This window comes from Micromonospora sp. NPDC047557 (assembly GCF_043205095.1).
Taxonomy (GTDB): domain Bacteria; phylum Actinomycetota; class Actinomycetes; order Mycobacteriales; family Micromonosporaceae; genus Micromonospora.
On sequence record NZ_JBIDDK010000018.1, the window covers coordinates 55509 to 79477 of the forward strand.

The window sequence follows — 23969 nt, forward strand, 5'->3', positions numbered from 1 at the left end:
GCCGGCCACGTGCGAGGTTGGAGGGGACCAGCGGTGACAGGGTGGTGACCATGGGCGAGGATGTCGGCGTACGGACCTTCAGTCGGGAGGACCGGGCCCGGTACCGCGAGAAGGTGCGCAACTGCCTGGACGTCTTCGCCGAGATGTTGCGCGAGTCGCGGTTCGACATCGACCGGCCGATGACCGGGCTGGAGATCGAGCTGAACCTCGTCGACGAGGCGTCGAACCCGGCGATGCGCAACGCCGACGTGTTGGCGGCCATCGAGGATCCGAGCTTCCAGACGGAGCTGGGCCAGTTCAACATCGAGATCAACGTGCCGCCGCGGCGGCTGACCGGCACCGGCACCGCCGACTTCGAGGAGCACGTGCGGGCCAGCCTCAACGCCGCCGAGGAGAAGGCGCGGGCGATCGGCGCGCACATGGTCATGATCGGCATCCTGCCGACGTTGCGCCCCGAGCACCTGACCGCCGAGACGCTCTCGGCGAACCCGCGCTACAAGCTGCTCAACGAGCAGATCTTCGCCGCCCGGGGTGAGGACCTGCCGATCGCCATCAGCGGGGTGGAGCGTCTGGCGGTCACCGCCGACACGATCACCCCGGAGGCGGCCTGCACGAGCACCCAGTTCCACCTCCAGGTCAGCCCGGCGCAGTTCGCCGACTACTGGAACGCCGCCCAGGTGGTCGCCGGCATCCAGGTGGCGTTGGGCGCGAACGCGCCGCTGTTCTTCGGCCGGGAGCTGTGGCGCGAGACCCGCATCCCGCTGTTCCAGCAGGCCACCGACACCCGGCCGGAAGAGATCAAAGCCCAGGGGGTACGCCCCCGAGTCTGGTTCGGCGAGCGGTGGATCACCAGCGTGTTCGACCTGTTCGAGGAGAACGTCCGCTACTTCCCGGCGCTGCTGCCGGTGTGCGACCCGCAGGACCCGGCGCAGACCCTCGCGGCCGGCGAGGTGCCCAACCTCGCCGAGCTGCGGCTGCACAACGGCACGATCTACCGCTGGAACCGCCCGGTGTACGACGTGTCGCGCGGCCGGCCGCACCTGCGCGTCGAGAACCGGGTGCTGCCGGCCGGGCCGACCGTGCTGGACACCATCGCCAACGGGGCCTTCTACTTCGGACTGGTCCGCGCCCTGGCCGAGTCGGACCGCCCACTGTGGTCACAGATGTCGTTCAGCGCCGCCGAGGAGAACTTCACCAGTTGCGCCCGGCACGGCATCGACGCGCAGGTCTTCTGGCCCGGCCTCGGTTACCTGCCGGTCACCGAGCTGGTGCTGCGCCGGCTGCTGCCGATGGCGCACCACGGCCTGGACCGGTGGGGCCTCGACCCGACCGAGCGCGACCGGCTGCTGGGCATCATCGAACAGCGCTGCCTGACCAGCCGCAACGGCGCGACCTGGCAGGTGGAGACGCTGCACCGGTTGGAGTCCGCCGATCACCTGGACCGGCCGGAGGCGCTGCGCGAGGTGGTCCGGCACTACGTGACGCTGATGCACAGCAACCGGCCGGTGCACGAGTGGCCGATCCCCTGAGGTGCGGGCGACGGTCAACCGCGCGGTGTCGGCACGCCGAACAGGTCGATGATGCCGCCCGGCAGTTGGGCGAGCAGGTCCTGTCGCTCGTCGTCGTTGAGGGCCTCGGCGACCGTACGCAGCACCGCCTGGGCGTGTAGACGCACCTGGTCGGCGTTCGCGACCTGCTCCCGGTCGCCGACGTGCTTGAGGAACTCGCCGATGTCCCACCGGCGGCCCTGCGGATTACGGGTGACCGACGCGTCCAGCCGATCCGGTAGCTGCGCCGCCAGGTGGTCGGCCTCCTGTCCGGCGAGCCGTTCGCCGAGCACCGACAGGACGGCCTGTACGGACCGCACGGCCTCGTTCTCCCCGAGGCCCGCACGCTGGCGCACCGTGGCGATCATCTGGTCGTACTCCATGACCCGCTCCTTCCGTCTGCTCGGCCGGCCGTGCGGCCCGCCGGGCGAACGGGCCGGTTTCCCCGGCTCGCCGGGCACAAACGGGGTGGCACGGCGTCCGGTCATACGGTGCCTGGGTAGCCATGGACCGAAATCACCTCTCCACGAGCGCTGCGGGCGGCGGATCGTCGCGCAGCCGGCTGTAGAGATATCCGTCGCGCCAGGCGCCGGCCCGGAACTCGCAGGCCCGCACGACACCCTCCAGCTGGAATCCGGCCTTCTCCAGCGCCCGCTGCTCGGCGACGTTCTCCGGATGGGTGCCGGCCTGGATGCGGTGCGCCGGGGTGTGGGTGAACAGGTAGTCGCAGAGCAGCGCCTGGGCTCGCCAGCCGATGCCCCTCCCCCGCCACTCGGGGAGCAGCACGATCCCGATCTCCCAGTACGACGCCAGACCCGAATACCGCCCGGACGTGTAGCTGACGAGGCCGGCGGCCTGGTCCTGCTCCACCTCGACGATGAGCCGCCCGTCGTCGGCGCCCAGGTAGCCGTCGACGGCGAAGCGCCGCGCCGGTGCGCCCGGGTCACGAAAGCCCGCCCAGTCCAGGCCGATCAGCCCGGGCTCGACACAGAACCGCCGCAACATCGCCAGGTCGGGCTCGCCCACGGGCCGCAGCCGGACGGTGGGGTCGTCGCTCGTCGTTGTCGACGTGTCCGCACTCTCCATCGTCGACACGTTAGCCGCAGGCGCCGGCCCGGTGGGGTCGTCCTGTCGCGCCGGGAGTGCGCCTCTGCCTTGCGCTGGAGGGTCGCCCAGCGGCGGCCGATCGCGCGCGTACCCGGGTCTTCCTACCACGCCCAGCGGAGCACGGTGATCAGGCCGACGACGGTGAGCGCCACCAGGACCAGACCGATCACGATCGCCACCAGGCAGCCCAGCATGTCCCGCCATGAGTCGGGCTCACCCGAGCGGGGGCCGACCTCGGTCCAGGCGACCGGGGCAGGGCCCTCCCGCTCGGCCTGGCGGACCAGCTGGGCGAACCGCGCGCCCGCCAGCGGCCCGAGCCGGTCGGTGGGGTCGGCGATCACCCTCAACGCGCGCAGACGTCGCCAGGCGCCCGGGTAGGACCTCTCGAACGCGGTGATTTCCGGCGCGCTGGCGTCCTCGGTGAGGAATCCCCACCGCCCGGCCTCGGTCACGTGGCCCACCTGCCGGTACAGCGCGGCACGCCGGGAGCGCAGCTCCAGGTCGTCGGGGTACGCGGCGTTCAGGCTCGCCAGCCGCTGCATCGCGGGGTGGACGTGCCCACGCCGCAGGTCGGCCTCGACCTTCGCCAGTACGTGCTCTCTCGCCATGGCGGACATTGTGAGCGGTACGCCTGCCGCTCCGACATCCGAATTCCGCCGAGCCACATATTCTGGCCGGCCACCGGAACCTTCCTCCCGGCCCATTGGTGGGAGTGGTGGAGAAGGGGGGTGACGGGTGTCGGACGGCGATCTGATCTCCGAGCTCTACGCCGGCTGCTACCGGCGCCTGGTGGTCCAGCTGTACGCGGTGACCGGCGACCTCAACGAGGCGCAGGAGGCGGTCCAGGAGGCGTTCACCCGAGCGCTGGTGTCGCCGGGGCGCTTCGCCGGGCTGGAGAATCCGGAAGCCTGGTTGCGTCGGGTGGCCGTGAACTGGGCCCGCAGCCGGTACCGCCGTCGCCGCGTCCTTGACGGGCTGCTGCGCCGGATCGGCCCGCCGCCGGCCGTCGCCGACCACTCCCCGGAGCACCTCGCCCTGCTCGCCGCGCTGCGTGTGCTGCCGGAGGGGCAGCGGCATGCCCTGGCGTTGCACTATCTCGTCGACCTGCCGGTGGACGAGGTCGCGGCCACGCTGGGCGTGTCGGCCGGAACGGTGAAGTCCCGGCTGTCGCGCGGTCGACACGCCCTGGCCGCGCTGCTCGCCGACACCGACACCGAGAGCGACAACGACGCCGACAACGACGCCACCGCGTCGAACGCCACCGACGCTGGTGCCGACGCTACGGAAGCCGGGAGGATCGATGTCCGGTCGTGAGTTCTCTGGATTCGACGTGGAAACCCTCGCCCGGGCCGTTTCGCCGCCGCCCTTCGACGAGCTGCGGTCGGCTGCCCGTTCCCGTCGGCACCGGTCGGTCACGATGGTGGCGGCCGCGCTGGTCGCGCTGGTCGGGCTGGCGGTCGTGCCGGTGGTGGCGGGGGCGGGCGGGGCCGAAAGGGTGATCCCCACGCAACCGTCGACCGCGCACGGGGACGCCTTCACGCTGACCGGGCCCGACTCCGGGGTCGACGTGTGGCGCGACGGCTGTGTCGTGCGCTTCGCGTACACGGGCGACCGCGGCCGGACCTGGTCGGACTGGGACGCGGCGGTGTTCGACGGCACCAGGTGTGCGGCCACCTCCACCGGAACAGTGGCCAGTCGCATCGAGGTCTCCGTGCTCAGCGACCGGTCCTACCTGGTGAGCGACGTCGGGGTGGCCCGTCTCTCCACCGACTACGGTCGCACCTGGCGGGACGCGGTCTCCGCGATCGTCGCGGTACCCGCGTTCCCGGCAACGGCCCGGCCGGTCTTCTGCGGGTTCGGTTGTGAGCCACTGTCCGAGCCACTGGCGGTGGATCCGTCCAGCGGGACGGTGTACCGGCTCACCACGGCGCCCTCGTGGCGTCCCCTGTTCAGCCTCTACCCGGCTGCCGACGGCAGCATCTGGGCGGCGTACCGGATGGGGAGAGCCTCCGGATCGACCCTCGCCCGCAGCGCCGACCGGGGTGCGACCTGGACCACCTGGGAGGTCGACGACGACGCGAGCGTGGTGGCGGTGGTGGGGCTCGACGACCGGGAGGGGTACGTGCTGACCGAGCCGTCGGGAACGGGCGGCGGAACGCGGCTCCTGCGCACCACGGACGGCGCGAAGACCTGGACCGACACCGGCACCGACCTGCCGGATGAGGCGATCTGGGACCTCACGGTCGGGTCGGACGGCTCCCTGCTGGCGATCAGCCCCGGTGGGGGCGCCGAGCCCGACCGGCTCGCGCGGCTCCTGGTCAGCCGGGACGACGGGAGACACTTCACTGTCGCGCGGGAGTACGGCCCGGTCGTCGGGACGGCCAGCGTGGCACCCGGGTACGCCTGGCTCTTCGGGCGCGGCGCCGGTCCGATGAGCGAGCCGGACCACCTCCTCGTCACCTCGGACGCGACCACCTGGACCCGCTTCACGCTCTCGCCCTGAACGACGCCCGCCCTGGGCGTTAAGAGCGCCCCGCAGCGGGTAGCCGCCACCCGCTTCTACCCAGTGCGCGCCCGGGAGGGTGGGATGTCGGCGACCAGTGCCTTCTTCGAGCGGCTGGCCGCTGCCTGCCGGGATCCGCGTTTCCAGAAGGTGTGTGGAAGCGTGCGCTTCGACATCGGGAGCGGGGACGACCTGGAGCAGTGGCTCCTCGTCATCGACCACGGCGACATGCGGGTGTCCAGGAGCGGCGACCCCGCCACCACCGTCATCAGGGTGTCCGCGCAGGTCGCGGACGCGATGGCGCGCGGTGAGGTGAACGGGCTGGCGGCGATCACCCGCGGCGAGATCCTGGTCGACGGTGATCTCGGCCTGGCGTTGCGCCTCGGACGGCTGTTTCCGCGAGCAGCCGACCGCCCCACCGAGTCGGCCCGGCCAGCGGAACGTAGCCGATGAGGGACATCCCCGGCACCGTGTCGTGTATCGACGGGAACACGTTCATCGTGTCGGACGCCAGTGGCGACGTGCGTTCTTCCCCGGCCACCCCGGTCGGGCTGTTCGCCGCCGACACCCGCTTCCTGTCCCGCTGGGTGCTCACCGTCAATGGTGAACGCATGGCCGCCCTGTCGGTGGACGACAGCCAGTACTACGAGGTCACGTTCTTCGTCGTGCCGGGCGGGGCCGTCGACTACGTCGAGGCGGACGTGTCCGCCATCCGGCGACGACACATCGGCCCGGACCTGACCGAGTCTCTGACGATCTTCAACTACGGTCAGTCGGTCGTCGACCTGGACGTCCGCCTGGAGGTGGCGGCCGACTTCGCCGACATCTTCGAGATCAAGTTCGACCTCCACGACAAGGTCGGCAGCTACTACACCCAGGTCGACACGAACGAGTTGCGGCTGGGCTATCGGCGCGGTACATACCGGCGTGAGGTTGTCGTGTCGGCGAGCGAGCCGGCCACCATCGACCCGGGCGGCTTCCGGTTCGCCGTGCGCCTGGAGCCCGGGCAGCAGTGGACCACCCGGTTGCAGGCCGCCATGCGGGCACTGCGCCCGGACGGCGTCGACCTGCGTGACGCCCTCCGGGCGCAGCGCCCGGACGACTCCACTCTGCCGGACAGCGTGCGGGAGTGGGTCGCGCAGGCGCCGACACTGGACACCGAGAGCGCGGCGCTGCAGCAGGTGTACCACCGCAGCCTGGTGGACCTGGCGGCGCTGCGCTTCGCGCCGCTCTCGCTCGGCGGCGCGACCGTACCCGCGGCCGGGTTGCCCTGGTTCATGACCCTGTTCGGCCGCGACAGCCTGCTGACCTGCCTGCAGACCCTGCCCATCACGCCGTCGTTGGCCCCACCGACCCTGCGGATCCTCGCGTCGTTGCAGGGTGCCCGGACCGACGACGTCCTTGAGGAGGACCCCGGCCGGATCCTGCACGAGCTGCGCTACGGGGAGTCGGCCGCGTTCGAGGAACAGCCACACTCGCCCTACTACGGCACCGTCGACGCGTCGCCCCTGTTCGTGGTGCTGCTGGACGAGTACGAGCGGTGGAGCGGCGACACCGCGCTGGTGATGGAGTTGGAGCAGGAGGCTCGCGCGGCCCTGACCTGGATCGGCACGTACGCCGATCTGACGTCGACAGGCTACGTCTGGTACGAGAAACGCAACCGCGACACCGGCCTGGACAACCAGTGCTGGAAGGACTCCTGGGACAGCATCTCCTACGTCGACGGCCGGCTGCCCGGGTTCCCGAGGGCCACGTGCGAGACCCAGGGGTACGCCTACGACGCCAAGATGCGCGGGGCGCGGCTGGCGCGTGCCTTCTGGGGCGACCCCGACTACGCCGACCGCCTGGAGAGCGAGGCGGCAGCGCTGTACGACCGCTTCAACCGCGATTTCTGGCTCGACGACCACGGCTACTACGCCCTCGCGCTCGACCACGACGGGACGCCGGTCGACAGCCTCTCCTCGAACATCGGGCACCTGCTGTGGAGCGGCATCGTGCCACCCGAGCGGGCCGCACGTGTCGTCGAGCACCTGATGGGTCCGGCGCTCTTCTCGGGCTGGGGGGTGCGGACCTTCGCGGAGGGGCAGGGCCGCTACAACCCGCTCGGATACCACAATGGCACCGTCTGGCCGTTCGACAACTCGTTCATCGCCTGGGGCCTGCGCCGGTACGGGTTCGACACGGAGGCGGGCCGCATCGCGGAGGGCATCCTGTCCGCCGCGACCTTCTTCCAGGGCCGGCTGCCCGAGGCGTTCGGTGGGTACGACCGCAGCACCACCCGGTACCCGGTCCGGTACCCGACCGCCGGCAGCCCGCAGGCGTGGTCGAGCGGGGCGCCCATGCTGCTGCTGCGCACCATGCTCGGCATCGACCCGCACGAGGACCACCTCGCCGTGAATCCCGCGTTGCCGGCCGCCTTCGCCCGGGTCGCGCTGCTGGACATTCCCGGCCGGTGGGGCCGGGTCGACGCGTTCGCCCGCCACCGGCCCGACCGGCCGCCGTCAACGGGTGGAACCGCCTGACGGTCCCTCCGCACTGGCGTGCAGGACGTCGCGGGCCTGTTCGGCGGCACGGGTGATGCTCTCGCTGATGAAGTCCAGGAAGCGGGCGATGTTCTCCAGGCGGGCCGCGGCGGGGGTGTGCGGACCGAGGACGGCGACGCCCTGGCGTGCCGTTTCGACGAGTTGGTCGTTGGCGCGGGCGCTGGCGATCGTCGCCTGGTAGAAGAGTTCGTTGTCGATGACGTAGCGGTCGCGGCGGCGCTCGTCGCGCTCTCGGCGCACGAGGCTCTGGCTGTCCAGGAAGGCGATCGCCTTGGAGATGGACGCCGGGCTGACCTGGAGGCGCTGGGCGAGTTCCGACGCGGTCAGGCTGCCCGTGTCGGTGGTGAACAGGCAGGTCAGCACCCGGGCCGACATCTTGTTCAGGCCCGAGGCCATGAGAACGGTCGTGAACGTCTCCTCGTATTCGGCGACGGCCTCGGCGTCCCGGCCGTGCGGCTGCGGGACCGACTCGGCCGCTCGGGCGGAGGCGGGCGCGCGTCGGCGGGCGCGGCGTTCGGTCGCGCGGTGGGCCAGGTCGGCGCGGTAGGCGTTCGGACCGCCGTTGCGCAGCACCTCGCGGGTGACCGTCGAGGTCGGACGGTCGAGCCGCCGGGCGATCTCGGCGTACGGCAGGCTCTCGGCCAGCCCCAGCGCGATCTGCTGGCGTTCCTGCTGGGTGAGTCTGCCTCCGGGCATCGCGATCTCCTCGGTTGGTGGTTTTCGGAGCGCCTCCGCGCGCTCCCACCATAGCGTTCACCCTCATTCGATTGCAATGGCTCATCGCCGTAGCGTTGCGTTATGTCTCGGCCTATTGCAACACTTTCAAGCCTGTGAGCTGCTAATAGGTTGGTTTGACGCAACAGACTTGTTGCCGGTATGTGGAAAGCAACGTAGCGTTTCCCATATCAGAAACGCCGGAACGAGCACCAGGAGAACGTGATGCAGAGCTTCCCGACCCCCGCGCCCATCTCCGCCGTCCTGGACATCCCCGCCGGGCGCGTCCAGTTCATCGCCGCCGACCGCGCGGACACCACCGTCGAGGTCCGGCCCACCGACGCCGGCCGGAGCCGCGACACCCGGGCCGCCGAGCGGACCACCGTCGCGTACGCCGACGGCGTCCTGCGGGTCACGACCGCGACCCCCGCCAACCAGCTCCTCGGCCCCTCCGGCTCGGTGGAGGTGACCGTCCAACTGCCGGCCGACTCCCGCGTCGAGGTTCGGGCCGCCAGCGCCGAGCTGCGCGGCGTCGGACGCCTCGGTGACGTGACCGTCGACGGCGCGTACCGCCACATCAAGATCGACGAAGCCGCGAGCGTGCGTCTCACCGCGATCGACGGCGACGTCGAGGTCGGCCGGCTCAACGGCCCGGCCGAGATCAGCACGACGCGGGGCGACATCCTCGTCGCCGAGGCCCGGCGCGGCGCGGTCGTGCTGCGTACCCAGTCCGGCGACATCTCGGTCGCCGCCGCCAGCGGCGTCTCGGCCGCCCTGGACGCCGGCACCGGTCACGGCCGCGTCAGCAACGCCCTCACCAACACCGGCAGCGCCGAGCTCGACATCCACGCCACCACCTCGCACGGCGACATCACCGCCCGCAGCCTCTGAACCCCCAACCCCTCAAGGAGTACGACCATGACGACGAACAACCCCTCCTCGACCAGCTCGACCTGGACCGGCATGGTGCCGGTCGACGACACGGCCCTGGCCGTCACCGACACCGGCGGTCCGGGCATCCCGGTGGTCTTCCTCAACGGCCAGTTCGCGACCCAGGGGTACTGGCGACGGGTCATCACCGACCTGGGCACCGGGTGGCGGCACATCACCTACGACGAGCGAGCCCGCGGCAGAAAGTCGGGGCGCTCGGCGGACTACTCGTTCGAGGCAGCCGTCCGGGACGTCGACGCCGTTCTCGCCGCCCGGGGCGTGGACCGGGCGGTGCTCGTGGGCTGGTCGTACGGGGCGGTCGTCGGCGCGCACTGGGCCAACCGGAACCCGCAGCGCACCGTCGGCGCGGTGCTGGTGGACGGCGCGTTCCCGCACGATTGGCTGGACGAGGCCATGGAGCAGCGCATCCGCAAGCTGTTCCGGCGGATGCGCTGGTTCATGCCGCTGCTGCGCCCGACGGGCCTGGTCCCGCGGATGAACGCCGACGAGCAGGCGGAGAGCAACATCGAGCTGGGACGGCTCTCCGCCGAGCGTGAGCTGGGCCCGGTGCTCGACGCCATCACCGTTCCGGTGCGGTACGTGGTCGCGTCGGGGACGTCCTTCGGCAGCAAGGGCGACGAGCAGGAACGCATCCGTGCCAGCCTCGACGCGGTGACCGTCCGCAACCCGAACATCCGGGTCGGCGCGAAGGTCGCCAGCAACCACGGCGCGATCCTCAAGAAGGACTTCGCGGCGGTCGCCACCGCCGTACGCGAGGTCGCCGCCCTCGACCGCGAGGTCCGCTGACGCCACTTTGCCCGCCGGGTCCCCGGTCGCCTCGCGCGGCCGGGGCCGCCCGGTGGGCGAGGTGGCGGTCGTGGCCGTCGACCCCGCCGCACGCCAGCGGAGTGGCCGCCCGCCACTGTGGAGGGACGGCTGGTAGGAAGAAGGAACTGCCTCACCCTCGGGAGATCATCGTGGCACCTTCCCACCTGTCCCGCCGTACCCTGCTGGCCGCCGGTGGCGCGACCGCCGTCGCGCTCGGCGCAGCCGCGGCGAGCCCGTCCGCCGCCGTCGCACAACCGGCCGACGACCCGGTCGGTACGCCGGCCGAGGCGCTGCGCCGGCTGCTCGCCGGCAACCACCGCTTCACCACCGGCCACGGCCGGCATCCGCATCAGGGCCTCGACGACCTGCACCGCCTCGCCGCCGGTCAGCACCCGTTCGCCATCACGGTGGGCTGCGCGGACTCCCGGGTGGCGCCCGAGGTGCTCTTCGACCAGGGGCTCGGTGACCTGTTCGACAACCGGGTGGCCGGCACCATCGTCGACGACCTGCTGCTGGGCAGCGTCGAGTTCGCCGTGCAGGAGTTCGGCAGCCTGCTGATCGTCGTCCTCGGGCACGAACGCTGTGGCGCGATCACCGCAACCATCGACGCCATCCACACCGGCGGCACCGCTCCCGGGCACATCGGCACCATCGTCGACAGCCTGCGCCCGGTGGTCGAGCCGGTGCTGGACGAGCCCGGTGACCCGGTGGAGAACGCGGTCCGGGCCAACATCGCGGCGCAGGTGCGGTCCCTCTCCGCGCGTAGCCCGATCATCGCCGAAAAGGTACGCCAGGGTGCCCTGCGGGTCGTGGGCGCCCGGTACGACCTGGACAACGGGCGGGTCTCACTGGTGGCCTGACGACGTCCCCTCCCCCGGCCGTCCGTCCGGTACGGGCGGCCGGGTGGGCGTCCCGACCGGCGGCTGTCGCACCGCCCAGGTGATGGCGGGTGGGTGGACCCGAGCGCACACCGGCCCGCCGGTCGCGTCGGTCAGCCCCAGACTGCCCACCAGCACCCCGTCGCCCTCGTGCGCGGCGCGCAGCAGCTCGGTCGGAATGTCGGTGAACATCAGCTTCGCCCGCCGGAACATCGCGAACCCGTCCTCGGTCAGCGCGCCCCAGCTCAGATACAGAAATCGCGCTCCGGGGCGCCCGTGCACGAATGGTCCGCCGACGTCCAGCACCCCGTCGACCTCCCGGCTGGACACCTCGACGTTCCAGCTCGCCGTGGCCGCGTCGACCCGTACGCGATCGATCACCTCGGTCTTGCGCTGGATTCCGACGTGCACGTTGCCGAGCCGCAGCGCGTCGGCGTCCGTGCCGGCGCGACGGCCTGGGAGGTCACTGCCCTCGATCCGGATCCGCACGCCACCGACTCTAGTTTCCCGGCGTCCGCTGCCCGGCTGCCGCACCCCGCGGGCGGTACGTCATGAGGACGACGCCGGACTCGAAGGGTTCGGCGGACACCAGGTCCAGTCGTGCGGGCGGTCGCCCGGCGTCGAACAGCGCCTTGCCCTGGCGCAGGAACAGGGGGTGCACCAGGAGGTGGATCTCGTCGATGAGCCGGAGTTCGGCAAGGGAGCGGATCACCGTCAGACTGCCGTAGACCACGATGTCCCCGCCGGATTCACGCTTGATCTCGGCGATCTCGTCGGGGTCGATGCGCGTGATCCTCCGGGTGCCCTTCCAGTCTGCGATGTTTCCCGAGGCGGAGACGACGATCTTTTCCAGGGCGTCGAGTCGCTGGGCATAGCCGCGGACGGCGGCCGGTTCGTCGGGATTGCGGGCGGCAACCGGCCAGTAGCTGGCGAAGTCGGCGTGGGTGGTCCGGCCCAGCATCAGGCTGCCGGCGCTCTCCACCAGATCCCGCTCGTACTTCTGCAGCTGGTCGTCGGCCAGCAGCCAGTCCATCTCGTCGTCCGGGCCGGCGACGAATCCGTCCAGGGTGATCCACATCGACACGACGATCTTCGGCATCTCAGTCCTCCATCATGGTGTGTTGATGCTGGTCAGCGACCGCCGCCGAGCGCGGCTCGGACGGGTTCCGGGGTCCGGTCGGGAAAGCGCTCCTGGAAGTCGACGACTCCGACCCACGTCGGGCGCAGGCCGATCCGGACCATCCGCAGGCCCGGCTTGTCGATCGCCGCGAGGTAGGCGTCGCCCACCTCGTCGCCCATCCCCGCGCGCTGGATGACGGCGTACTCCGGTAGGACGCCCTCGACCTCCGTCAGGGTGACCTTCCCGCGCAGCATGAGCACCTCGGGTAGCCCGTCGGCGGTGTCGATGCAGACCGCCACGTCCGGTCGGGCACGCAGGTCGCGGATCTTGTACGTGCCGGCGAACGCGCCGACGACCAGCTCGTCGCCGGTCCACAGGAAGTCCACCGGGATCAGCCGCGGCGTCCCGTCCCCGCTGGTGTAGGCGAACCGGGCCACTGGCGCCACGAGCAGGCGCCGCGCCACGGGGGTGTCGAGCAGCTTCACATCACCCTGCGGCAGGCTCGCCGTTTCGGTCTTGGGCAGGCTCATGAGTGCCAAGCTAGAGGTCCAACTCCTACAAAACAAGCGTTACTCCTGAATTAGGAGCGGTGTAGTGTGGAGATCGTGAGCAGCGGGCGTAACTATGGGGATCCGTGCGGTGTCGCACGTGGACTGGACATCATCGGCGAGCGCTGGGCGCTGCTGGTGGTCCGCAACCTGCTGCTCGGCCCCCGACGTTTCAACGATCTGCTCGGCGGGCTCCCCGGGGTGAGCCCGAACGTGCTGAGCCAGCGGCTGCGCGAGCTGACCGAGCACGGCGTGGTGCGACGGCGGGACCTGGGGCCGCCGGCGCGGGTCCACCTCTACGAGCTGACCGCATGGGGTAGCGCGCTGGAGCCCATCCTGCTGGAGTTCGGCCGCTGGGGAAGCCAGTCCCCGCAGCTCCCCGAGGGCGCGCTCGGCATCGACTCGCTGCTGCTCGCCATCAAGGCGGGGTTCGATCCGGCGCGAGCGGCCGACCTCCGCGGCGTCTACGCGTTCCACATCGACGCCGACACCTACCTCGCCGAGGTCGCCGACGACTCGGTGCAGCTGCGCCGCGGCACGACGCCCGAACCCGACGCGACACTCACCACCGACGTCGACACCCTCCGAGCCGTCTGCGGGCGCCAGATCACCATGACGGCGGCAGCGGACGCGGGCGTGCTCACCCTGACCGGTGACACGGACGCCACGCAGCGCCTCACCGATCTCCTCCTGGCTCCGTTCACACCCCGCGCCTTCGCCGACGACGGCGCCTAGCGGCGCGGGGGACGCCGGCGCGGACCCGCCAGCCGGGCCAGCAGATCCTGGTACGCCCGGGCCCGCTCGGCCGCTCGCGGGGACAGCACGTCGGCGCTCATTCCCGCGTACGCCTCCCGCTCGGCAGCGGTGGCCGCCGCCTCGATGAGTGCCCGGGATGCCCGTTCGCGCTCCCGCTGCTGGTCGTACCACTGTCGGACGGCTCGCGCGGCGAGATACAGGCCGGCCGCGACGCAGCCGACCGCGATAAGCAGCAGGAACAGGAACGCCACCACCTCGTCGAAGGAGGGCAGAGCCCCGGCCCGGTTGACGGACCGCTCCACCTGCCGGTCGTGGCGGGCGTCGAGGTAGTCGCCGGCGCCAGCGCCGCCGAGGACGACGAACATCAGGTAGGCGATCACCTGCACCAGCAGGCCGTACCGGGATCGGTCGATCCAGGCGGCCGGCGAGGCCGGCCTCGGCGCGTACGCCGCACCGAGGCGGAACGCCGACGGTACGAGCACGATCGCGGCGGCCAGCCCACCGGCCACGAGCTGGGCGCTCAGGATGCCCGCGACCCGCGGATCGGGCCAGCCCCGGGCCAGCCAGGTGAGAAGGACGAGAAGCCCCGTCCACCCGGCGACGAACGTCAGCGCCCGCCGCACGGCTGCCGCCCGCGCCGCCGGGCTGACCCGTTCCGTCTCGGCGGCCTGCCACCTGTCGATCTGCCGCTGCACGGCGCGGCGCTCGTCGGCGGCCCGGTGTCGCTCCGCCTCCCGCCGGGCCTGCTCGTCGGCACGCCGAGCGTCCTCGGCCTCCCGCCGGGCCCGCTCGTCGGCACGCCGGGCGTCCTCGGCCCGCCGGGCCCGCTCATCGGCACGCCGAGCGTCCTCCGCCTCTCGCCGGGCCCGCTCCTCGGCACGCCGGGCGTCCGCCTCCCGCCGGGCCCGCTCCTCGGGGCCGACGTACGGCGGCAGCAGGTGGGGCCGGGTCCGGTCCCGTAGCGGGTGCCGCGGTGGCAGGTCGGCAGGGGCCCGCCACCCGAGGTCGGTGCCGAGCACCACCCGCATCCCACCGACCAGCCGGTCGGGCAGGAGCGTCGCGACACCCGAGGCGTTGCGACGGGCGTCGAGGCCGTCGACGACCAGCACCAGTCGCTCGCCCCGCCGTTCGCACGCCTGGGCCGCGTCGGTGTACCGGCCCAGCAGGTGCGCCCGCCCGGTGGCCGCGGTGAGATGACCCGGCATGGACCCGTCGGTCAGCTCGACCAACTGCTCCAACACGACGTCGACGAACGCGTCGCGGGTGTCCTGCTCGGTGCGGCCGGCGACGACGAAGTACGACACGACCCGTACGCCCGGCGGCGGGTGGAGCACGAACCAGGACAGCAGCGCGGTCATCCCGCTGCCCGGTGCGGCCTCCCAGCGCAGGTACGCGTCCGGCCCGTCACCGGTGCAGAAGGCCGCGAGCCGCGCCAGCTCGGCGTCCCGGTCGAGCAGGTCGGCCGGGGCGATGCGGTGCACCTCCGCCAGGTACGCCGACCGTACGACCGGGCCGAAATTGTTGTACTGGCGGCTGTGGTCGCCGAACAGCACGCCCTGGGCGTGGCGGGCGTCGACGCCGCGCGACCGGTCGTCCTCCGGCTGCCCGCTGTCGCCCATCTGCCCGGCTGCCTCAGTTGAAGGTGTTGTGCTGGGTGCTGGAGTTGCCAAACAGGACGCCCTTCGCCCCGCGCAGGTCGACGTGCCCGATCTCGGTGTGCACGCCGGCCGTCTCGGCCCGCGCCAGCAGCTCCCGCGCGAGGCTGAGGATCTGCTCGTCCCGGTCGACGCCCGCGCGGGTGAGATCCTCGGCGAGGTGTACCTGCCAGACACCCGAGTCGGTGCCCCCGGCCTCGAACGCGCGCAGCGCCTCCTGGCCCTCGCCGGTCAGCCGGCGACGCACCAGGCCCCGGAAGCTTTCGGCGGCATCGCGGACCGCGGCGCTGGTCGCGTCGGCCACGCCGCTTGACGCGCCGAACGTCAGGGCGGCGAGAAGCAGTTCCACACCGTCCACGGGTACCTCCGTCATTGCTGCCATCAGCGTGCCCCTATTGCACCATCCGGACGCCGTGTGCGGACACCCGCGCCGGCTCCCCGGTCGAGATCGGCGGGCGCGACGGCCACCGTCCACGCAGGTGGCCGGGGGCGTGGAGGGCGAGCGGGTCTGGTGTGTCCGGATCACGACAAGCCCAGATGGAGTGGGCCGCGCGGCGGTTCCGGTACGGGCGCCGCACGCCTGGGCCCAACCGCACGAGCCGCCGTGGCTAGGGTGCAGACATGGTTGATCGGCGCCAGGTGATGAACTTCCGCGTCCGGGCCCAGCAGCTCGACCGGGGTCAGGGCACGCTCGCCAACACCGCCGTCCTGGACATCGGGGTGCAGAACACCGGCCCGGACGGCGCCCGGTGGGCTCTCGCTATCCGTGGGGTCGACGTGACCGCGCTGTCCGACGCGGACCTGGTCCTGCTGTGGACGGTGCGCGGCGCCCCGCACCTCTACCGCCGGGCCGACGTCGGGCACGTGGTGGCCGCCGTCGAACCGTTCTCCGATGCCGACGCGGGCAAGCGCATCTACGACGCCGCCAAGCCGTTGAAGGCTGCCGGCATCGCCAACCTCGCCGCCCTCGACGAGGTGGCCGCCCGCATGCGGGCCATCGTCACCACGCCGACGGTCAAGGGAGACGTCTCGGGTCGCCTGGCCACGGTGCTGCCCGAGCCGTACCTGCGGTTCTGCCGGGTCTGCGACGCCACCCACCTGTACGAGATGCCGTTCCGGCTCGCCGCCGCGCGGGCCGGCCTGGAACTGCAACTCGACACCTCGCCGCCGATCCTGCGCCGCATCGCCGGGTTCACGAGGGCCGCCGCCGCGGGCGACCGGTTCGACCTGGTCCGCGCGTACCTTCGCCTGCTCGGGCCGGCCACCCCGAAACAGGTGGCCGGCTATCTCGACGCCCCCGTGAAGGATGTGAAGGCGCGCTGGCCCGACGACGTGACCGAGGTGACGGTCGACGGCGAGGCGCGTTGGCTGCTGGCCGCCGACGAGAAGGCGCTGGAGTCGGCCGACGCGACCACCACCCGCCTCCTCGGCCCGTTCGACCTGTTCCTCCAGGCCAAGGACCGGGAGACGCTGGTGCCCGACCCCGCCCACGCCAAGGAGTTGTGGCCGGTGCTGGGTCGCCCCGGCGCCGTGCTGGTCGACGGCGACCTGGTGGGCACCTGGCGCCCGCGCAAGTCCGGCCGGACGCTCACGGTCGCGGTCCAGCCCTGGCAGAGACTGTCGGCCGGCACGCGCGAGGCCATCACCGCACAGGCCGAACACCTCGCCGCGCACCGCTCCACCAGGTTCGCGGGCGTCGACTTCGCCAGCTAGCGGCCAGCACGACGAACGGCCGATCCGCCGGTGCGGACGAGTACGGCATGAAAGACTGTGGACTGCCCTCGGCCGTCGACACCAGTGAGCCCCCTCCACGTTCGGCCGCGCCACGCGCCGGCGCCCGGCAGGTGGAAGGGGCGGGATGCAGCCAACCTGGCTCGTGGCGCTCTCCTGGGTCTCGCTCGCGCTCGGCGTCGTCAGCTTCGCGATCGTCCTCGCCGACACCTATCTCCGCGGGCACCGCCAGCCGGTCAAGGTCATGGAGATCGTCTGGCTGGTAACCGTCCTCTACGTCGGCCCGGCAGCCGTCCGCCTCTACTGGCACTGGGGCAGACCCGAGGCGCTCTCGCCACGGCGGCGGGAGGATCAGCCTCGCCGGCCCCACCGCGGCATCACCGTGACCAAGGTGTCCCGTTGTGGCGCGCACTGTGCTCTCGGCTTCATCGTCGCCGAGGTCGCCCTGTACGCCGTCAGATTCGACCCAGCCCAGCACCCGCTGTGGATCACCTACGCCGGCGACTACGTGGCGGCGGTGACGATCGCCGTCCTCCTTCGGGTCTTGGAGGGGCCCGGTCGCAGCGTCGCGCGAATCTGGCGGGCGCTGACGGCAGTCGTGTCTGTCGAACTGGTGACCATCACCGCGTTCGAGGCGGCGCTGTTCGCGTGGCTGACGCTGGCGCATCACATGATCTTTCCGGAGGTGCCCCTGCGGCCCGACAGCCCCACGTTCTGGTTCGCCGCTCAGATCGGGCTGATCGCTGGCTTCATCACGGCCTGGCCCGCCGCCTCCTGGCAGGTCGGCCGAGGGCTGCGCGCAGCGCCCCACTGACGTCGCCAGACCTCACGCCGACGGCCGCGGCGGGACCCGTCCGGGTCTCGCCGCGACCGATCACCTGCCTCGGGGCACGGTCACGCCGCGAAGGCCGCCTGGCCGATCGGGAACCGCACGCCGGTGAGGTCTTCCGAGACGGCCCAGAGGCGCTGTTGCACGGTCACGTCGTAGGACTCGGGGCTGGAGGTGACCAGCTTCGGGTAGCCGCGCACCTCGCCCAGGCCGTCGGGGCCGTAGTACTGCCCGCCGAGGACGGACGGGTCGGTGGCGGCCCGCAGGGTGGGCAGCGCGCCGGCCGCTGCGGGCTGGGTGATCACCGGGGCGAGCCAGGTGATCGGTGCGCGGACGACCGCCGGGGAGTTGCGGACCAGCTCGGTGTTGGAGACGCCGGGGTGTGCGGCCACCGCGATGGTGGTGCCGTGCGGGGCGAGCCGGCGCTGCAACTCGTAGGTGAACATCAGGTTGGCGAGCTTCGACTGGCCGTAGGCGCCGACCCGGCCGTACGAACGCTCCCACTGGAGGTCGTCGAATCCGATGGCGGCGCGGATGCGGTGCCCGACGCTGCTGACCGTGACCACCCGGGAGCCGGGCACGGGCAGCAGCAGGTCGAGCAGCAGCCCGGTGAGTGCGAAGTGGCCCAGGTGGTTGGTGCCGAACTGCATCTCGAAGCCGTCGCGGGTGGTCTGCTTCGGGGTGTACATGACGCCAGCGTTGTTGATCAGGAGGTCGATCCGCGGGTGGGCGGCGCGCAGGTCGGCGGCGGCGGCGCGCACGGATTCCAGCGAGGTCAGATCCAGTTCCTGTACGGAGACGTCGCCGTTCATCCGGGCGGCGGCCCGCTTGCCCTTCTCGGTGTTGCGCACGGCCAGCACGACCGATGCCCCGCGCTCGGCGAGCAGCCGGGCGGTCTCGAAGCCCAGCCCGGTGTTGGCCCCGGTGACCACGGCCACCCGGCCGTCCTGGTGCGGAATCTGCTGCTCGGTCCAGTTCATCTCAGGCTCCCAATGTACCGCCGGTAAGTTATGCCTGAACGGTAAAGTACCGCCGGTACACTGTCAAGAGACCGGCGGTACCTAAGCTAGGGTTGGGGTTATGACGTTCCAGCGGGCACGCAGCGAGGAGCAGCGCGCGGTCCGACGCCAGGCAATCCTGGAAACGACCTCGGCGATGCTCGACGAGATGCCGGTGGCCGAGGTGACCCTGAACGAGCTGAGCCGGCGGGTGGGCCTGGCCAAGACGGCGGTGCTGCGGTATTTCGAGTCCCGCGAAGCGGTGCTGCTCGACCTGCTGGACGACCGGACGGCGACCTGGCTGACCGAGCTGGAGCAGGAGCTTGGCCAGGGCGTCGACCCCAGTCGGTCCGCGCGGGAACGGGCCGAGCAGACGGCGGACGTGCTCAGCCGGTCGCTCGCCGCCCAGACGGTCCTCTGCGATCTCTTCGGCGCGCAGGGCGGAGTGCTCGAGCACAACGTCTCGGTCGAGGCGGTCCGCCGACACAAGCGGGCCTCACTCGCCAACCTCGCGCGGATGGCCGACCTCATCCGGCGGCACCTGCCCGAGGTCGGCGACCGCGCCGAGCTGTTCTGCCTGCAAGCCCTGCTCGTGGCGGGTGCGGTGTCCGCCTACACCTCGCCGCCGCCGAGCCTGCTCGCCGTCTACGAGTCCGAACCAGCGCTCGCGGTCTACCACATCGATCTGCAAACAGTCCTGCGGCTCGCGATCATCACGTCGCTCGTGGGCTTCCTGCCACGCCCCTGAGCCCGACCCGCCCGGCCGGGGAGCGCGGCGCCTGGGGCTGCGCGGAATTCGATGGCCAGGAGGCGGCTCGCGGTCTACCGTGGCCCGCCATGCTCTCCAACGAACAGATCATCCGACAGGCCCTGGACCGGATCGAGGCAGGGTACGTCTTTCCCGCGAAGGTCGCCGACATCGACGCCGCGATCCGGCGTCGCCTCGCGGCCGGCGAGTACGACGACCTGGACGGCCCGGCGCTCTGCGCGACGGTGACCGCTCACCTTCAGCAGGTGTGCCCGGACAAGCATCTGCGGCTGCTCTGGACGGACCAGCCGCAGTCGCTCGATCCGGCGGACGAGGACGGAGGGCGGGCCGCGTTCCGCGCGCTGCTCAGGGCGGAGAACCAGGGGATCCGCCGGGTCGAGCACCTGGACGGGAACGTCGGGCTCATCGACGTGCGGCGGATCGCGTACGCCGACGAAGGCGCCGCCGCGATCGGCGCCGCCATGCAACTGGTCGCCCTCAGCTCCGCGCTCATCCTCGACCTGCGCGCGTGCACCGGCGGAACACCGGAGGGAGCCGCGATGTGGTGCAGCTACTTCTTCCGCGACGACCAGGTGCACCTCAACGACTTCTACGAGCGGTCCACCGGCGCCACACGTCAGTTCTGGACGACCGCACACCTTCCCGCGCCGCGCTACGCGGACCGCCCGGTCCATGTCCTCACCAGCGCGATGACGTTCTCCGGGGGCGAGGACGTGGCGTACACCCTCCAGGCGCACGGCCGGGCGGTCGTCGTCGGTGAGAAGACCCGCGGCGGCGCGCACCCGACGGCCCGCCACCCGGTCACCGAACACATCCTCGTGACCGTGCCGACCGCCCGGACCATCAACAGCGTCACCGGCACCAACTGGGAGGGCGTCGGAGTGGTCCCCGACGTACCCGTCCCGGCCGACCAGGCGCTCGACACGGCGCTCAAGGCCAGCTCGGGCGCATAGGCCGCGCGCGGCGGGACCTCCGGGTCTCGCCGCTCGGCGAGATCGACTCGGGTTCCATGAAATCGGGGTGTCCGCAGGGCCGGGACACCCCGATTTCGATGAAGGCGAGCCGGATCGCGCCAGCCGGAGAGGCGAAATTAAGAAAGTTAAGGTTTGGCTCTTGGAAGTTGAGGATTCTTAAGCCTAGACTTCAGGTATGACAGAGCAGGCGATGGACTGGCAGGAACTCACCAGCCTGACGCGAGGGCAGCCGTTCGTCGTGGAGCGGGTGCGCCTGGCGAGCAACGGCGTCGCGATCGAGGGCGAGTTCGAGCTACCGCAACTGGCTCAGCTCAACGTCGAGGATCAGGTCTTCGTCACGGCGTTCGTGCGCTGCCACGGCTCGATCAAGGAGATGGAACGCATCTTCGGGGTGAGCTACCCGACGATCAAGTCACGACTCAACCGGATCACGCAGATGCTCGACTTCGTCGAGACCGACCCGGCGCCGTCGCGGGCCGACGTCATCGACCGGTTGCGCCGCGGTGAGATCACCGCCCAGCAGGCGTTGGCCGAGCTGGACGGCCGGCCATGATGCCGCAGTTGGTGACCGTCAAGGTCAACCGCCCGGACCACCGGCCCATCCGCATCTGGGTTCCGGTGCTCCCGCTGGCGCTGCTGCTCTTCCCGGTCGTGGTCCTGGTCGTGCTCGCGGCGATCGTGGCCTGCCTGGTGTTCCGCATCGGTGCGGTGCGGGCACTCGGCGCCGGTTGGCGGCTCATCTCCGCGCTGCCCGGCGCCCGCTTCGACATCGAGCAGGGCCGCACGGCCGTGCTCGTGGCCATCCGATAGGAGAGGTTCGAATGACCGAACAACGCAAGGACATCCTCGACATGCTGGCCGCCGGCAAGATCACCGCGGAGGAGGCGGAGCAGCTCATCGCCGCACTCGAACGGGACCAGGCACCGGCGGCGGCAAGTCTCGACGCCCGGCCGAAGGGCAAGGTGAAGTACCTGCGGGTGGTGGTGGACGCCACCGACAACGGCGAGCCGTCGCGGGTCAACGTGCGGGTGCCACTGCAACTGCTGCGGGCCGGCGTACGGCTGGCGGCGCTGGTCCCGCCGCAGGCCCTGGTCAAGGCCAACGCCTCACTCAGCGAGTCGGGCGTGCCGATCGACCTGACCCAGCTCAAGCCCGAGCAGTTGGAGGCGCTCGTGGAGCACCTCGACGACATGACCGTGGAGGTGGACTCCCCCGATGCCACCGTGCGGGTCTTCTGCGAGTAAGCGCCGTCCGATGGGACGGCCCCTCGAGAGGGTGCTGGAACACCCTCCCGAGGTCTGCGCCCGCCGCAGCAGAGCACAGGTGAACTGCCAACCTGAAGTCTAGCCACTCACCAGCACACCAGCGGAGGGACCACTCGGACGAGCGGTCCCTCCGCTGCGTCGCGCCACGGTGGTTGTCGTTCGACGCAGTGACCTGGTCAGCGGCTGAGGCCGACCAACGTCGCCAGTCGCGCCACGCCGGCCGGCGCCGGCTGCGCGCGAGCAACATCGGCGATGAGAGTACGCGCCAGAGGCCGCCACGAACCTCAGCCGGCGCGACACTGTCCGCGTCGACCAACGCCCGTGCCGCCCCCCCGCAAATCACCACTGTGGAGGTACGCCCGCGCGACGTCGACCAGGTACGCGCCCCGGATATTCGGCCGGCAACCTCCGCCACGCCTCCCGCCGCACCACGGTCGAGTGCCGTCGTAGCGCCTCAACGGCGTCATCCCGCGAGGCCGCCACCAGCACCCGCGTCAGCTCGACGGCGCGTGCGGGGTGTCGTAGCGGGCAAGCGCCGCCCGGATGTCGTCTACCCCGTCCGGCGTGCCCGCCGGGGTGCTCCGCGGCTGACCGAGCAGCAGCTCCGGATCGACCCGCAGGACGCGGGCCAGGTCACCTGGACCGGCTCGGGCCGTGCCCCGGCATCGGCGCCGGGGCACCGCTGAGTCAGGCCAGCCAGACGCACTGCCTGCGGCGGCGGGTCACCAGGAGCAGCACCCCACCGGTGAGCAGCATGGTGAGGCCGGCCGCGACGGGCATGCCGAGCGAGGCACCGGTGACCGGCAGGTCCGCCTGGTAATGGAACACGACCTCGTTCGACGTACCACCCGGCGTGGTCACCCGGATCTCGGCCTTGCCCGCCGCGCACGGCGGCGTGCGGAACGTCAACGAGCGGCCGTTCGCCGCGACGGTGACCTCACTCGCGGCGATCGTCCGTCCGCAGATACCGAGCGTGGTCTGGCCCGGGACGAACCCGCTGCCCCGGACGGTCACGACGGTGCCGCCCGCGGTGCTGCCATTGTCCGGGGAGAGCGACTCGATCCTCGGTGCGACCGCGACCGCGCGGTAGGTGAACGTGCCGGCGTTCGCGGTACCGCCCGGGAAGACCAACTCGACGGTCGCCGGACCCGCCGGGTTCGGCGGGGTCACCACCGTGATCGTGGTGCCGGCCGGGTTGACGGTGAAGCCGGTGCCGGCCACCCCGGCGAAGGTCGCCCCGGTCGCCCCGGTGAACCCGGAACCCGTGATTGTCACCGTCGTACCGCCGGCGGTCGGCCCCTCGCCCGGCGTCAGACCGGTTACCTCGGCGCCGGTGCCGTCGGCCAGATAGGTGTACGGCAACGCGGGCGTCGAGCCACCGGCCGTGGTGACCACCACCGCCGCCGGGCCCACCGTTCCCGGCGGTGTCACGGCCGTCAACGACGTACCGTCGGCGGCCACGACCACGTTGGTGGCCGCCACTCCGTCGAACGTCACCAACGTGGCATTCGGCACGAAGCCGGTGCCGATGATCGTCACCGGTTGACCACCCGCTTGTGGACCGGAATTCGGCGAGATCGCCGACGCCGTCGGCGGCACCGCCGGCGGGCTCTGACAGGAGGCCTCCGCGAGGATCACCTGACCGAGCGAGAACTGCACCGGTTCAGCGCCATCGAACCCGGAGACGGAGAGCAGCGCGCGCACGTTGATCCCGACCGAGTTGTTCGGCGTGCCGGTGAGCTGACGGTCGACGACGGCGCGCAAGGTGGCGTTGGTCAGACCGGCGACGGTGACGTTCGCGGTGAACTCCTGGGCCGTGTCACGGACGCTGATCGGCTGACCGAAGACCGCGATGTCCTCGCCGGTGGCTCCGGCGCTGGTGTGGCCCGCGCTGCACTGGACGGTCACCCCCAACTGGGAGACGTCCAGCACCTCGACGCCGAGGACGCTCAGCGTGAAGTTGGCGAGCTGGGACGAGGCGGACGACGTGATCGGCCCGCGGGTGGCGGTGACCTCCGCGACCGTGCCGGTGGCGACCACGTTCTCCGGATCGGAGAGGGTGATGTCCACCGACGTCTCGTCGTCCGTACCGCCGCTGGGTGGGGCGGTCACGCTTCCGAAGGTGCCCTGGGCCTGGACTGACTCGTCGCCGGGGTCTCCGACCAGGTCGAGCACCGCGCCCCGCGCAGCGGCGTCGCCCGGGGCCGCGAGCGCCGGCGGCGCCAGCCCCAGACCGGCCGCGCCAGCCACCAGTAACCCCACCGATACCACCGA

28 protein-coding genes are annotated in these 23969 nt (G+C 71.6%); 16 read left to right on the top strand and 12 right to left on the bottom strand.

Going from position 1 to position 23969, the window contains the following annotated elements:
• The first annotated feature begins 50 nt into the window (after nt 1–50).
• Nucleotides 51–1529 carry a glutamate--cysteine ligase gene (locus ACGGAQ_RS29385; protein WP_354863078.1) on the top strand — a complete coding sequence of 493 codons (1479 nt, stop codon included), beginning with the start codon at nt 51–53 and terminating at the stop codon, nt 1527–1529.
• 14 nt (nt 1530–1543) lie between these two features.
• On the opposite strand, the gene ACGGAQ_RS29390 is transcribed toward ACGGAQ_RS29385, so the two are convergent.
• The 3 genes from ACGGAQ_RS29390 to ACGGAQ_RS29400 all read right to left on the bottom strand — a co-directional run bounded on the left by ACGGAQ_RS29390 (nt 1544) and on the right by ACGGAQ_RS29400 (nt 3262).
• Entirely contained in the window at nt 1544–1930 is a 387-nt protein-coding gene (locus ACGGAQ_RS29390; RefSeq protein WP_393054771.1) for a DUF2267 domain-containing protein, read from the bottom strand.
• Between the two features lie 133 nt (nt 1931–2063).
• Nucleotides 2064–2633, bottom strand: coding sequence for a GNAT family N-acetyltransferase (locus ACGGAQ_RS29395; protein ID WP_393054773.1), 570 nt, complete (start codon nt 2631–2633; stop codon nt 2064–2066).
• A gap of 122 nt (nt 2634–2755) precedes the next feature.
• On the bottom strand, nt 2756–3262 hold the full coding sequence (locus ACGGAQ_RS29400) for a DUF6584 family protein (RefSeq protein ID WP_393054775.1): 507 nt from the start codon (nt 3260–3262) through the stop codon (nt 2756–2758).
• Nucleotides 3263–3389: 127 nt separating this feature from the next.
• On the opposite strand from ACGGAQ_RS29400, the gene ACGGAQ_RS29405 reads away from it, so the two are divergent.
• From ACGGAQ_RS29405 to ACGGAQ_RS29420, 4 genes are all read left to right on the top strand, one after another.
• Nucleotides 3390–3968, top strand: coding sequence for an RNA polymerase sigma factor (locus ACGGAQ_RS29405; RefSeq protein ID WP_393054777.1), 579 nt, complete (start codon nt 3390–3392; stop codon nt 3966–3968).
• A complete protein-coding gene (locus ACGGAQ_RS29410; protein ID WP_393054779.1) occupies nt 3955–5157 on the top strand; it encodes a WD40/YVTN/BNR-like repeat-containing protein in 1203 nt (400 codons plus the stop codon). Before ACGGAQ_RS29405 ends, ACGGAQ_RS29410 begins: the two co-directional genes overlap by 14 nt.
• Nucleotides 5158–5241: 84 nt before the next feature.
• Nucleotides 5242–5610, top strand: a complete 369-nt coding sequence (locus ACGGAQ_RS29415) for an SCP2 sterol-binding domain-containing protein (protein WP_393054781.1) — start codon at nt 5242–5244, stop codon at nt 5608–5610.
• Between the two features lie 5 nt (nt 5611–5615).
• Nucleotides 5616–7679: a glycogen debranching N-terminal domain-containing protein gene (locus ACGGAQ_RS29420; RefSeq protein WP_393054899.1), complete on the top strand. Its 2064-nt coding sequence runs from the start codon at nt 5616–5618 to the stop codon at nt 7677–7679.
• Here ACGGAQ_RS29420 and ACGGAQ_RS29425 read toward each other — a convergent pair.
• Entirely contained in the window at nt 7659–8396 is a 738-nt protein-coding gene (locus ACGGAQ_RS29425) for a helix-turn-helix domain-containing protein (protein ID WP_393054783.1), read from the bottom strand. The genes ACGGAQ_RS29420 and ACGGAQ_RS29425 overlap by 21 nt on opposite strands.
• A 243-nt stretch (nt 8397–8639) precedes the next feature.
• Here ACGGAQ_RS29425 and ACGGAQ_RS29430 point away from each other — a divergent pair, with 243 nt between their 5' ends.
• From ACGGAQ_RS29430 to ACGGAQ_RS29440, 3 genes are all read left to right on the top strand, one after another.
• The gene (locus ACGGAQ_RS29430; protein WP_393054785.1) at nt 8640–9305 is read left to right on the top strand and encodes a DUF4097 family beta strand repeat-containing protein; all 666 of its coding nucleotides are present in this window, start codon (nt 8640–8642) and stop codon (nt 9303–9305) included.
• A 27-nt stretch (nt 9306–9332) separates the two neighbouring features.
• Nucleotides 9333–10151, top strand: a complete 819-nt coding sequence (locus ACGGAQ_RS29435) for an alpha/beta fold hydrolase (RefSeq protein WP_393054787.1) — start codon at nt 9333–9335, stop codon at nt 10149–10151.
• 170 nt (nt 10152–10321) lie between these two features.
• Entirely contained in the window at nt 10322–11032 is a 711-nt protein-coding gene (locus ACGGAQ_RS29440) for a carbonic anhydrase (protein WP_393054789.1), read from the top strand.
• Here ACGGAQ_RS29440 and ACGGAQ_RS29445 read toward each other — a convergent pair.
• From ACGGAQ_RS29445 to ACGGAQ_RS29455, 3 genes are read right to left on the bottom strand one after another with little or no spacing between them, the layout of a single operon-like run.
• Nucleotides 11018–11539 carry a DUF5990 family protein gene (locus tag ACGGAQ_RS29445; RefSeq protein ID WP_393054791.1) on the bottom strand — a complete coding sequence of 174 codons (522 nt, stop codon included), beginning with the start codon at nt 11537–11539 and terminating at the stop codon, nt 11018–11020. The two genes, ACGGAQ_RS29440 and ACGGAQ_RS29445, sit on opposite strands and share 15 nt — an antisense overlap.
• 10 nt (nt 11540–11549) lie before the next feature.
• Nucleotides 11550–12149 (bottom strand): dihydrofolate reductase family protein, encoded by a 600-nt coding sequence (locus ACGGAQ_RS29450; protein WP_393054793.1) that lies wholly within the window; start codon nt 12147–12149, stop codon nt 11550–11552.
• Nucleotides 12150–12181: 32 nt separating this feature from the next.
• Entirely contained in the window at nt 12182–12700 is a 519-nt protein-coding gene (locus ACGGAQ_RS29455) for a pyridoxamine 5'-phosphate oxidase family protein (protein WP_393054795.1), read from the bottom strand.
• Nucleotides 12701–12775: 75 nt separating this feature from the next.
• Here ACGGAQ_RS29455 and ACGGAQ_RS29460 point away from each other — a divergent pair, with 75 nt between their 5' ends.
• Complete coding sequence (locus ACGGAQ_RS29460; RefSeq protein WP_393054797.1) at nt 12776–13453, top strand: winged helix-turn-helix transcriptional regulator; 678 nt, start codon at nt 12776–12778, stop codon at nt 13451–13453.
• Here the strand turns inward: ACGGAQ_RS29460 and ACGGAQ_RS29465 are convergent.
• Together ACGGAQ_RS29465 and ACGGAQ_RS29470 are read right to left on the bottom strand one after the other, a co-directional pair.
• Entirely contained in the window at nt 13450–15093 is a 1644-nt protein-coding gene (locus ACGGAQ_RS29465; protein ID WP_393054799.1) for a hypothetical protein, read from the bottom strand. The two genes, ACGGAQ_RS29460 and ACGGAQ_RS29465, sit on opposite strands and share 4 nt — an antisense overlap.
• A 13-nt stretch (nt 15094–15106) precedes the next feature.
• Nucleotides 15107–15502, bottom strand: coding sequence for a hypothetical protein (locus ACGGAQ_RS29470; protein ID WP_393054801.1), 396 nt, complete (start codon nt 15500–15502; stop codon nt 15107–15109).
• A gap of 248 nt (nt 15503–15750) precedes the next feature.
• Between ACGGAQ_RS29470 and ACGGAQ_RS29475 the strand changes: the two genes are divergently transcribed.
• Nucleotides 15751–16842: a winged helix DNA-binding domain-containing protein gene (locus ACGGAQ_RS29475; protein WP_393054803.1), complete on the top strand. Its 1092-nt coding sequence runs from the start codon at nt 15751–15753 to the stop codon at nt 16840–16842.
• A gap of 145 nt (nt 16843–16987) precedes the next feature.
• Complete coding sequence (locus tag ACGGAQ_RS29480) at nt 16988–17674, top strand: DUF4396 domain-containing protein (RefSeq protein ID WP_393054805.1); 687 nt, start codon at nt 16988–16990, stop codon at nt 17672–17674.
• Nucleotides 17675–17754: 80 nt separating this feature from the next.
• Here the strand turns inward: ACGGAQ_RS29480 and ACGGAQ_RS29485 are convergent, their stop codons facing one another.
• Nucleotides 17755–18669, bottom strand: a complete 915-nt coding sequence (locus ACGGAQ_RS29485) for an SDR family NAD(P)-dependent oxidoreductase (protein WP_393054807.1) — start codon at nt 18667–18669, stop codon at nt 17755–17757.
• Between the two features lie 100 nt (nt 18670–18769).
• Here ACGGAQ_RS29485 and ACGGAQ_RS29490 point away from each other — a divergent pair, with 100 nt between their 5' ends.
• From ACGGAQ_RS29490 to ACGGAQ_RS29510, 5 genes are all read left to right on the top strand, one after another.
• Nucleotides 18770–19435 carry a TetR family transcriptional regulator gene (locus ACGGAQ_RS29490; protein WP_393054809.1) on the top strand — a complete coding sequence of 222 codons (666 nt, stop codon included), beginning with the start codon at nt 18770–18772 and terminating at the stop codon, nt 19433–19435.
• 89 nt (nt 19436–19524) lie between these two features.
• Nucleotides 19525–20409, top strand: a complete 885-nt coding sequence (locus ACGGAQ_RS29495) for a S41 family peptidase (protein ID WP_393054811.1) — start codon at nt 19525–19527, stop codon at nt 20407–20409.
• Nucleotides 20410–20605: 196 nt separating this feature from the next.
• Nucleotides 20606–20983 carry a DUF2089 domain-containing protein gene (locus tag ACGGAQ_RS29500; protein WP_393054813.1) on the top strand — a complete coding sequence of 126 codons (378 nt, stop codon included), beginning with the start codon at nt 20606–20608 and terminating at the stop codon, nt 20981–20983.
• On the top strand, nt 20980–21240 hold the full coding sequence (locus ACGGAQ_RS29505; protein ID WP_393054815.1) for a hypothetical protein: 261 nt from the start codon (nt 20980–20982) through the stop codon (nt 21238–21240). Before ACGGAQ_RS29500 ends, ACGGAQ_RS29505 begins: the two co-directional genes overlap by 4 nt.
• 11 nt (nt 21241–21251) lie before the next feature.
• Nucleotides 21252–21674, top strand: a complete 423-nt coding sequence (locus ACGGAQ_RS29510; RefSeq protein WP_393054817.1) for a hypothetical protein — start codon at nt 21252–21254, stop codon at nt 21672–21674.
• 515 nt (nt 21675–22189) lie between these two features.
• On the opposite strand, the gene ACGGAQ_RS29515 is transcribed toward ACGGAQ_RS29510, so the two are convergent.
• Both ACGGAQ_RS29515 and ACGGAQ_RS29520 read right to left on the bottom strand, forming a co-directional pair.
• On the bottom strand, nt 22190–22375 hold the full coding sequence (locus tag ACGGAQ_RS29515) for a hypothetical protein (RefSeq protein ID WP_393054819.1): 186 nt from the start codon (nt 22373–22375) through the stop codon (nt 22190–22192).
• A 7-nt stretch (nt 22376–22382) separates the two neighbouring features.
• Nucleotides 22383–23945, bottom strand: a complete 1563-nt coding sequence (locus ACGGAQ_RS29520; protein WP_393054821.1) for an IPT/TIG domain-containing protein — start codon at nt 23943–23945, stop codon at nt 22383–22385.
• Nucleotides 23946–23969 lie beyond the last annotated feature (24 nt).

Bases quoted from the DNA above. Each gene is read 5' to 3' on its own strand.
- ACGGAQ_RS29500 (WP_393054813.1), top strand. From the start codon at position 20,606: ATGACAGAGCAGGCGATGGACTGGCAGGAACTCACCAGCCTGACGCGA.
- ACGGAQ_RS29400 (WP_393054775.1), bottom strand. From the start codon at position 3,262: ATGGCGAGAGAGCACGTACTGGCGAAGGTCGAGGCCGACCTGCGGCGT.
- ACGGAQ_RS29505 (WP_393054815.1), top strand. From the start codon at position 20,980: ATGATGCCGCAGTTGGTGACCGTCAAGGTCAACCGCCCGGACCACCGG.
- ACGGAQ_RS29435 (WP_393054787.1), top strand. From the start codon at position 9,333: ATGACGACGAACAACCCCTCCTCGACCAGCTCGACCTGGACCGGCATG.
- ACGGAQ_RS29395 (WP_393054773.1), bottom strand. From the start codon at position 2,633: ATGGAGAGTGCGGACACGTCGACAACGACGAGCGACGACCCCACCGTC.
- ACGGAQ_RS29450 (WP_393054793.1), bottom strand. From the start codon at position 12,149: ATGCCGAAGATCGTCGTGTCGATGTGGATCACCCTGGACGGATTCGTC.
- ACGGAQ_RS29385 (WP_354863078.1), top strand. From the start codon at position 51: ATGGGCGAGGATGTCGGCGTACGGACCTTCAGTCGGGAGGACCGGGCC.
- ACGGAQ_RS29470 (WP_393054801.1), bottom strand. From the start codon at position 15,502: ATGACGGAGGTACCCGTGGACGGTGTGGAACTGCTTCTCGCCGCCCTG.
- ACGGAQ_RS29425 (WP_393054783.1), bottom strand. From the start codon at position 8,396: ATGCCCGGAGGCAGACTCACCCAGCAGGAACGCCAGCAGATCGCGCTG.
- ACGGAQ_RS29415 (WP_393054781.1), top strand. From the start codon at position 5,242: ATGTCGGCGACCAGTGCCTTCTTCGAGCGGCTGGCCGCTGCCTGCCGG.
- ACGGAQ_RS29475 (WP_393054803.1), top strand. From the start codon at position 15,751: ATGGTTGATCGGCGCCAGGTGATGAACTTCCGCGTCCGGGCCCAGCAG.
- ACGGAQ_RS29490 (WP_393054809.1), top strand. From the start codon at position 18,770: ATGACGTTCCAGCGGGCACGCAGCGAGGAGCAGCGCGCGGTCCGACGC.
- ACGGAQ_RS29465 (WP_393054799.1), bottom strand. From the start codon at position 15,093: ATGGGCGACAGCGGGCAGCCGGAGGACGACCGGTCGCGCGGCGTCGAC.
- ACGGAQ_RS29430 (WP_393054785.1), top strand. From the start codon at position 8,640: ATGCAGAGCTTCCCGACCCCCGCGCCCATCTCCGCCGTCCTGGACATC.
- ACGGAQ_RS29480 (WP_393054805.1), top strand. From the start codon at position 16,988: ATGCAGCCAACCTGGCTCGTGGCGCTCTCCTGGGTCTCGCTCGCGCTC.
- ACGGAQ_RS29510 (WP_393054817.1), top strand. From the start codon at position 21,252: ATGACCGAACAACGCAAGGACATCCTCGACATGCTGGCCGCCGGCAAG.
- ACGGAQ_RS29390 (WP_393054771.1), bottom strand. From the start codon at position 1,930: ATGGAGTACGACCAGATGATCGCCACGGTGCGCCAGCGTGCGGGCCTC.
- ACGGAQ_RS29495 (WP_393054811.1), top strand. From the start codon at position 19,525: ATGCTCTCCAACGAACAGATCATCCGACAGGCCCTGGACCGGATCGAG.
- ACGGAQ_RS29485 (WP_393054807.1), bottom strand. From the start codon at position 18,669: ATGAACTGGACCGAGCAGCAGATTCCGCACCAGGACGGCCGGGTGGCC.
- ACGGAQ_RS29455 (WP_393054795.1), bottom strand. From the start codon at position 12,700: ATGAGCCTGCCCAAGACCGAAACGGCGAGCCTGCCGCAGGGTGATGTG.
- ACGGAQ_RS29410 (WP_393054779.1), top strand. From the start codon at position 3,955: ATGTCCGGTCGTGAGTTCTCTGGATTCGACGTGGAAACCCTCGCCCGG.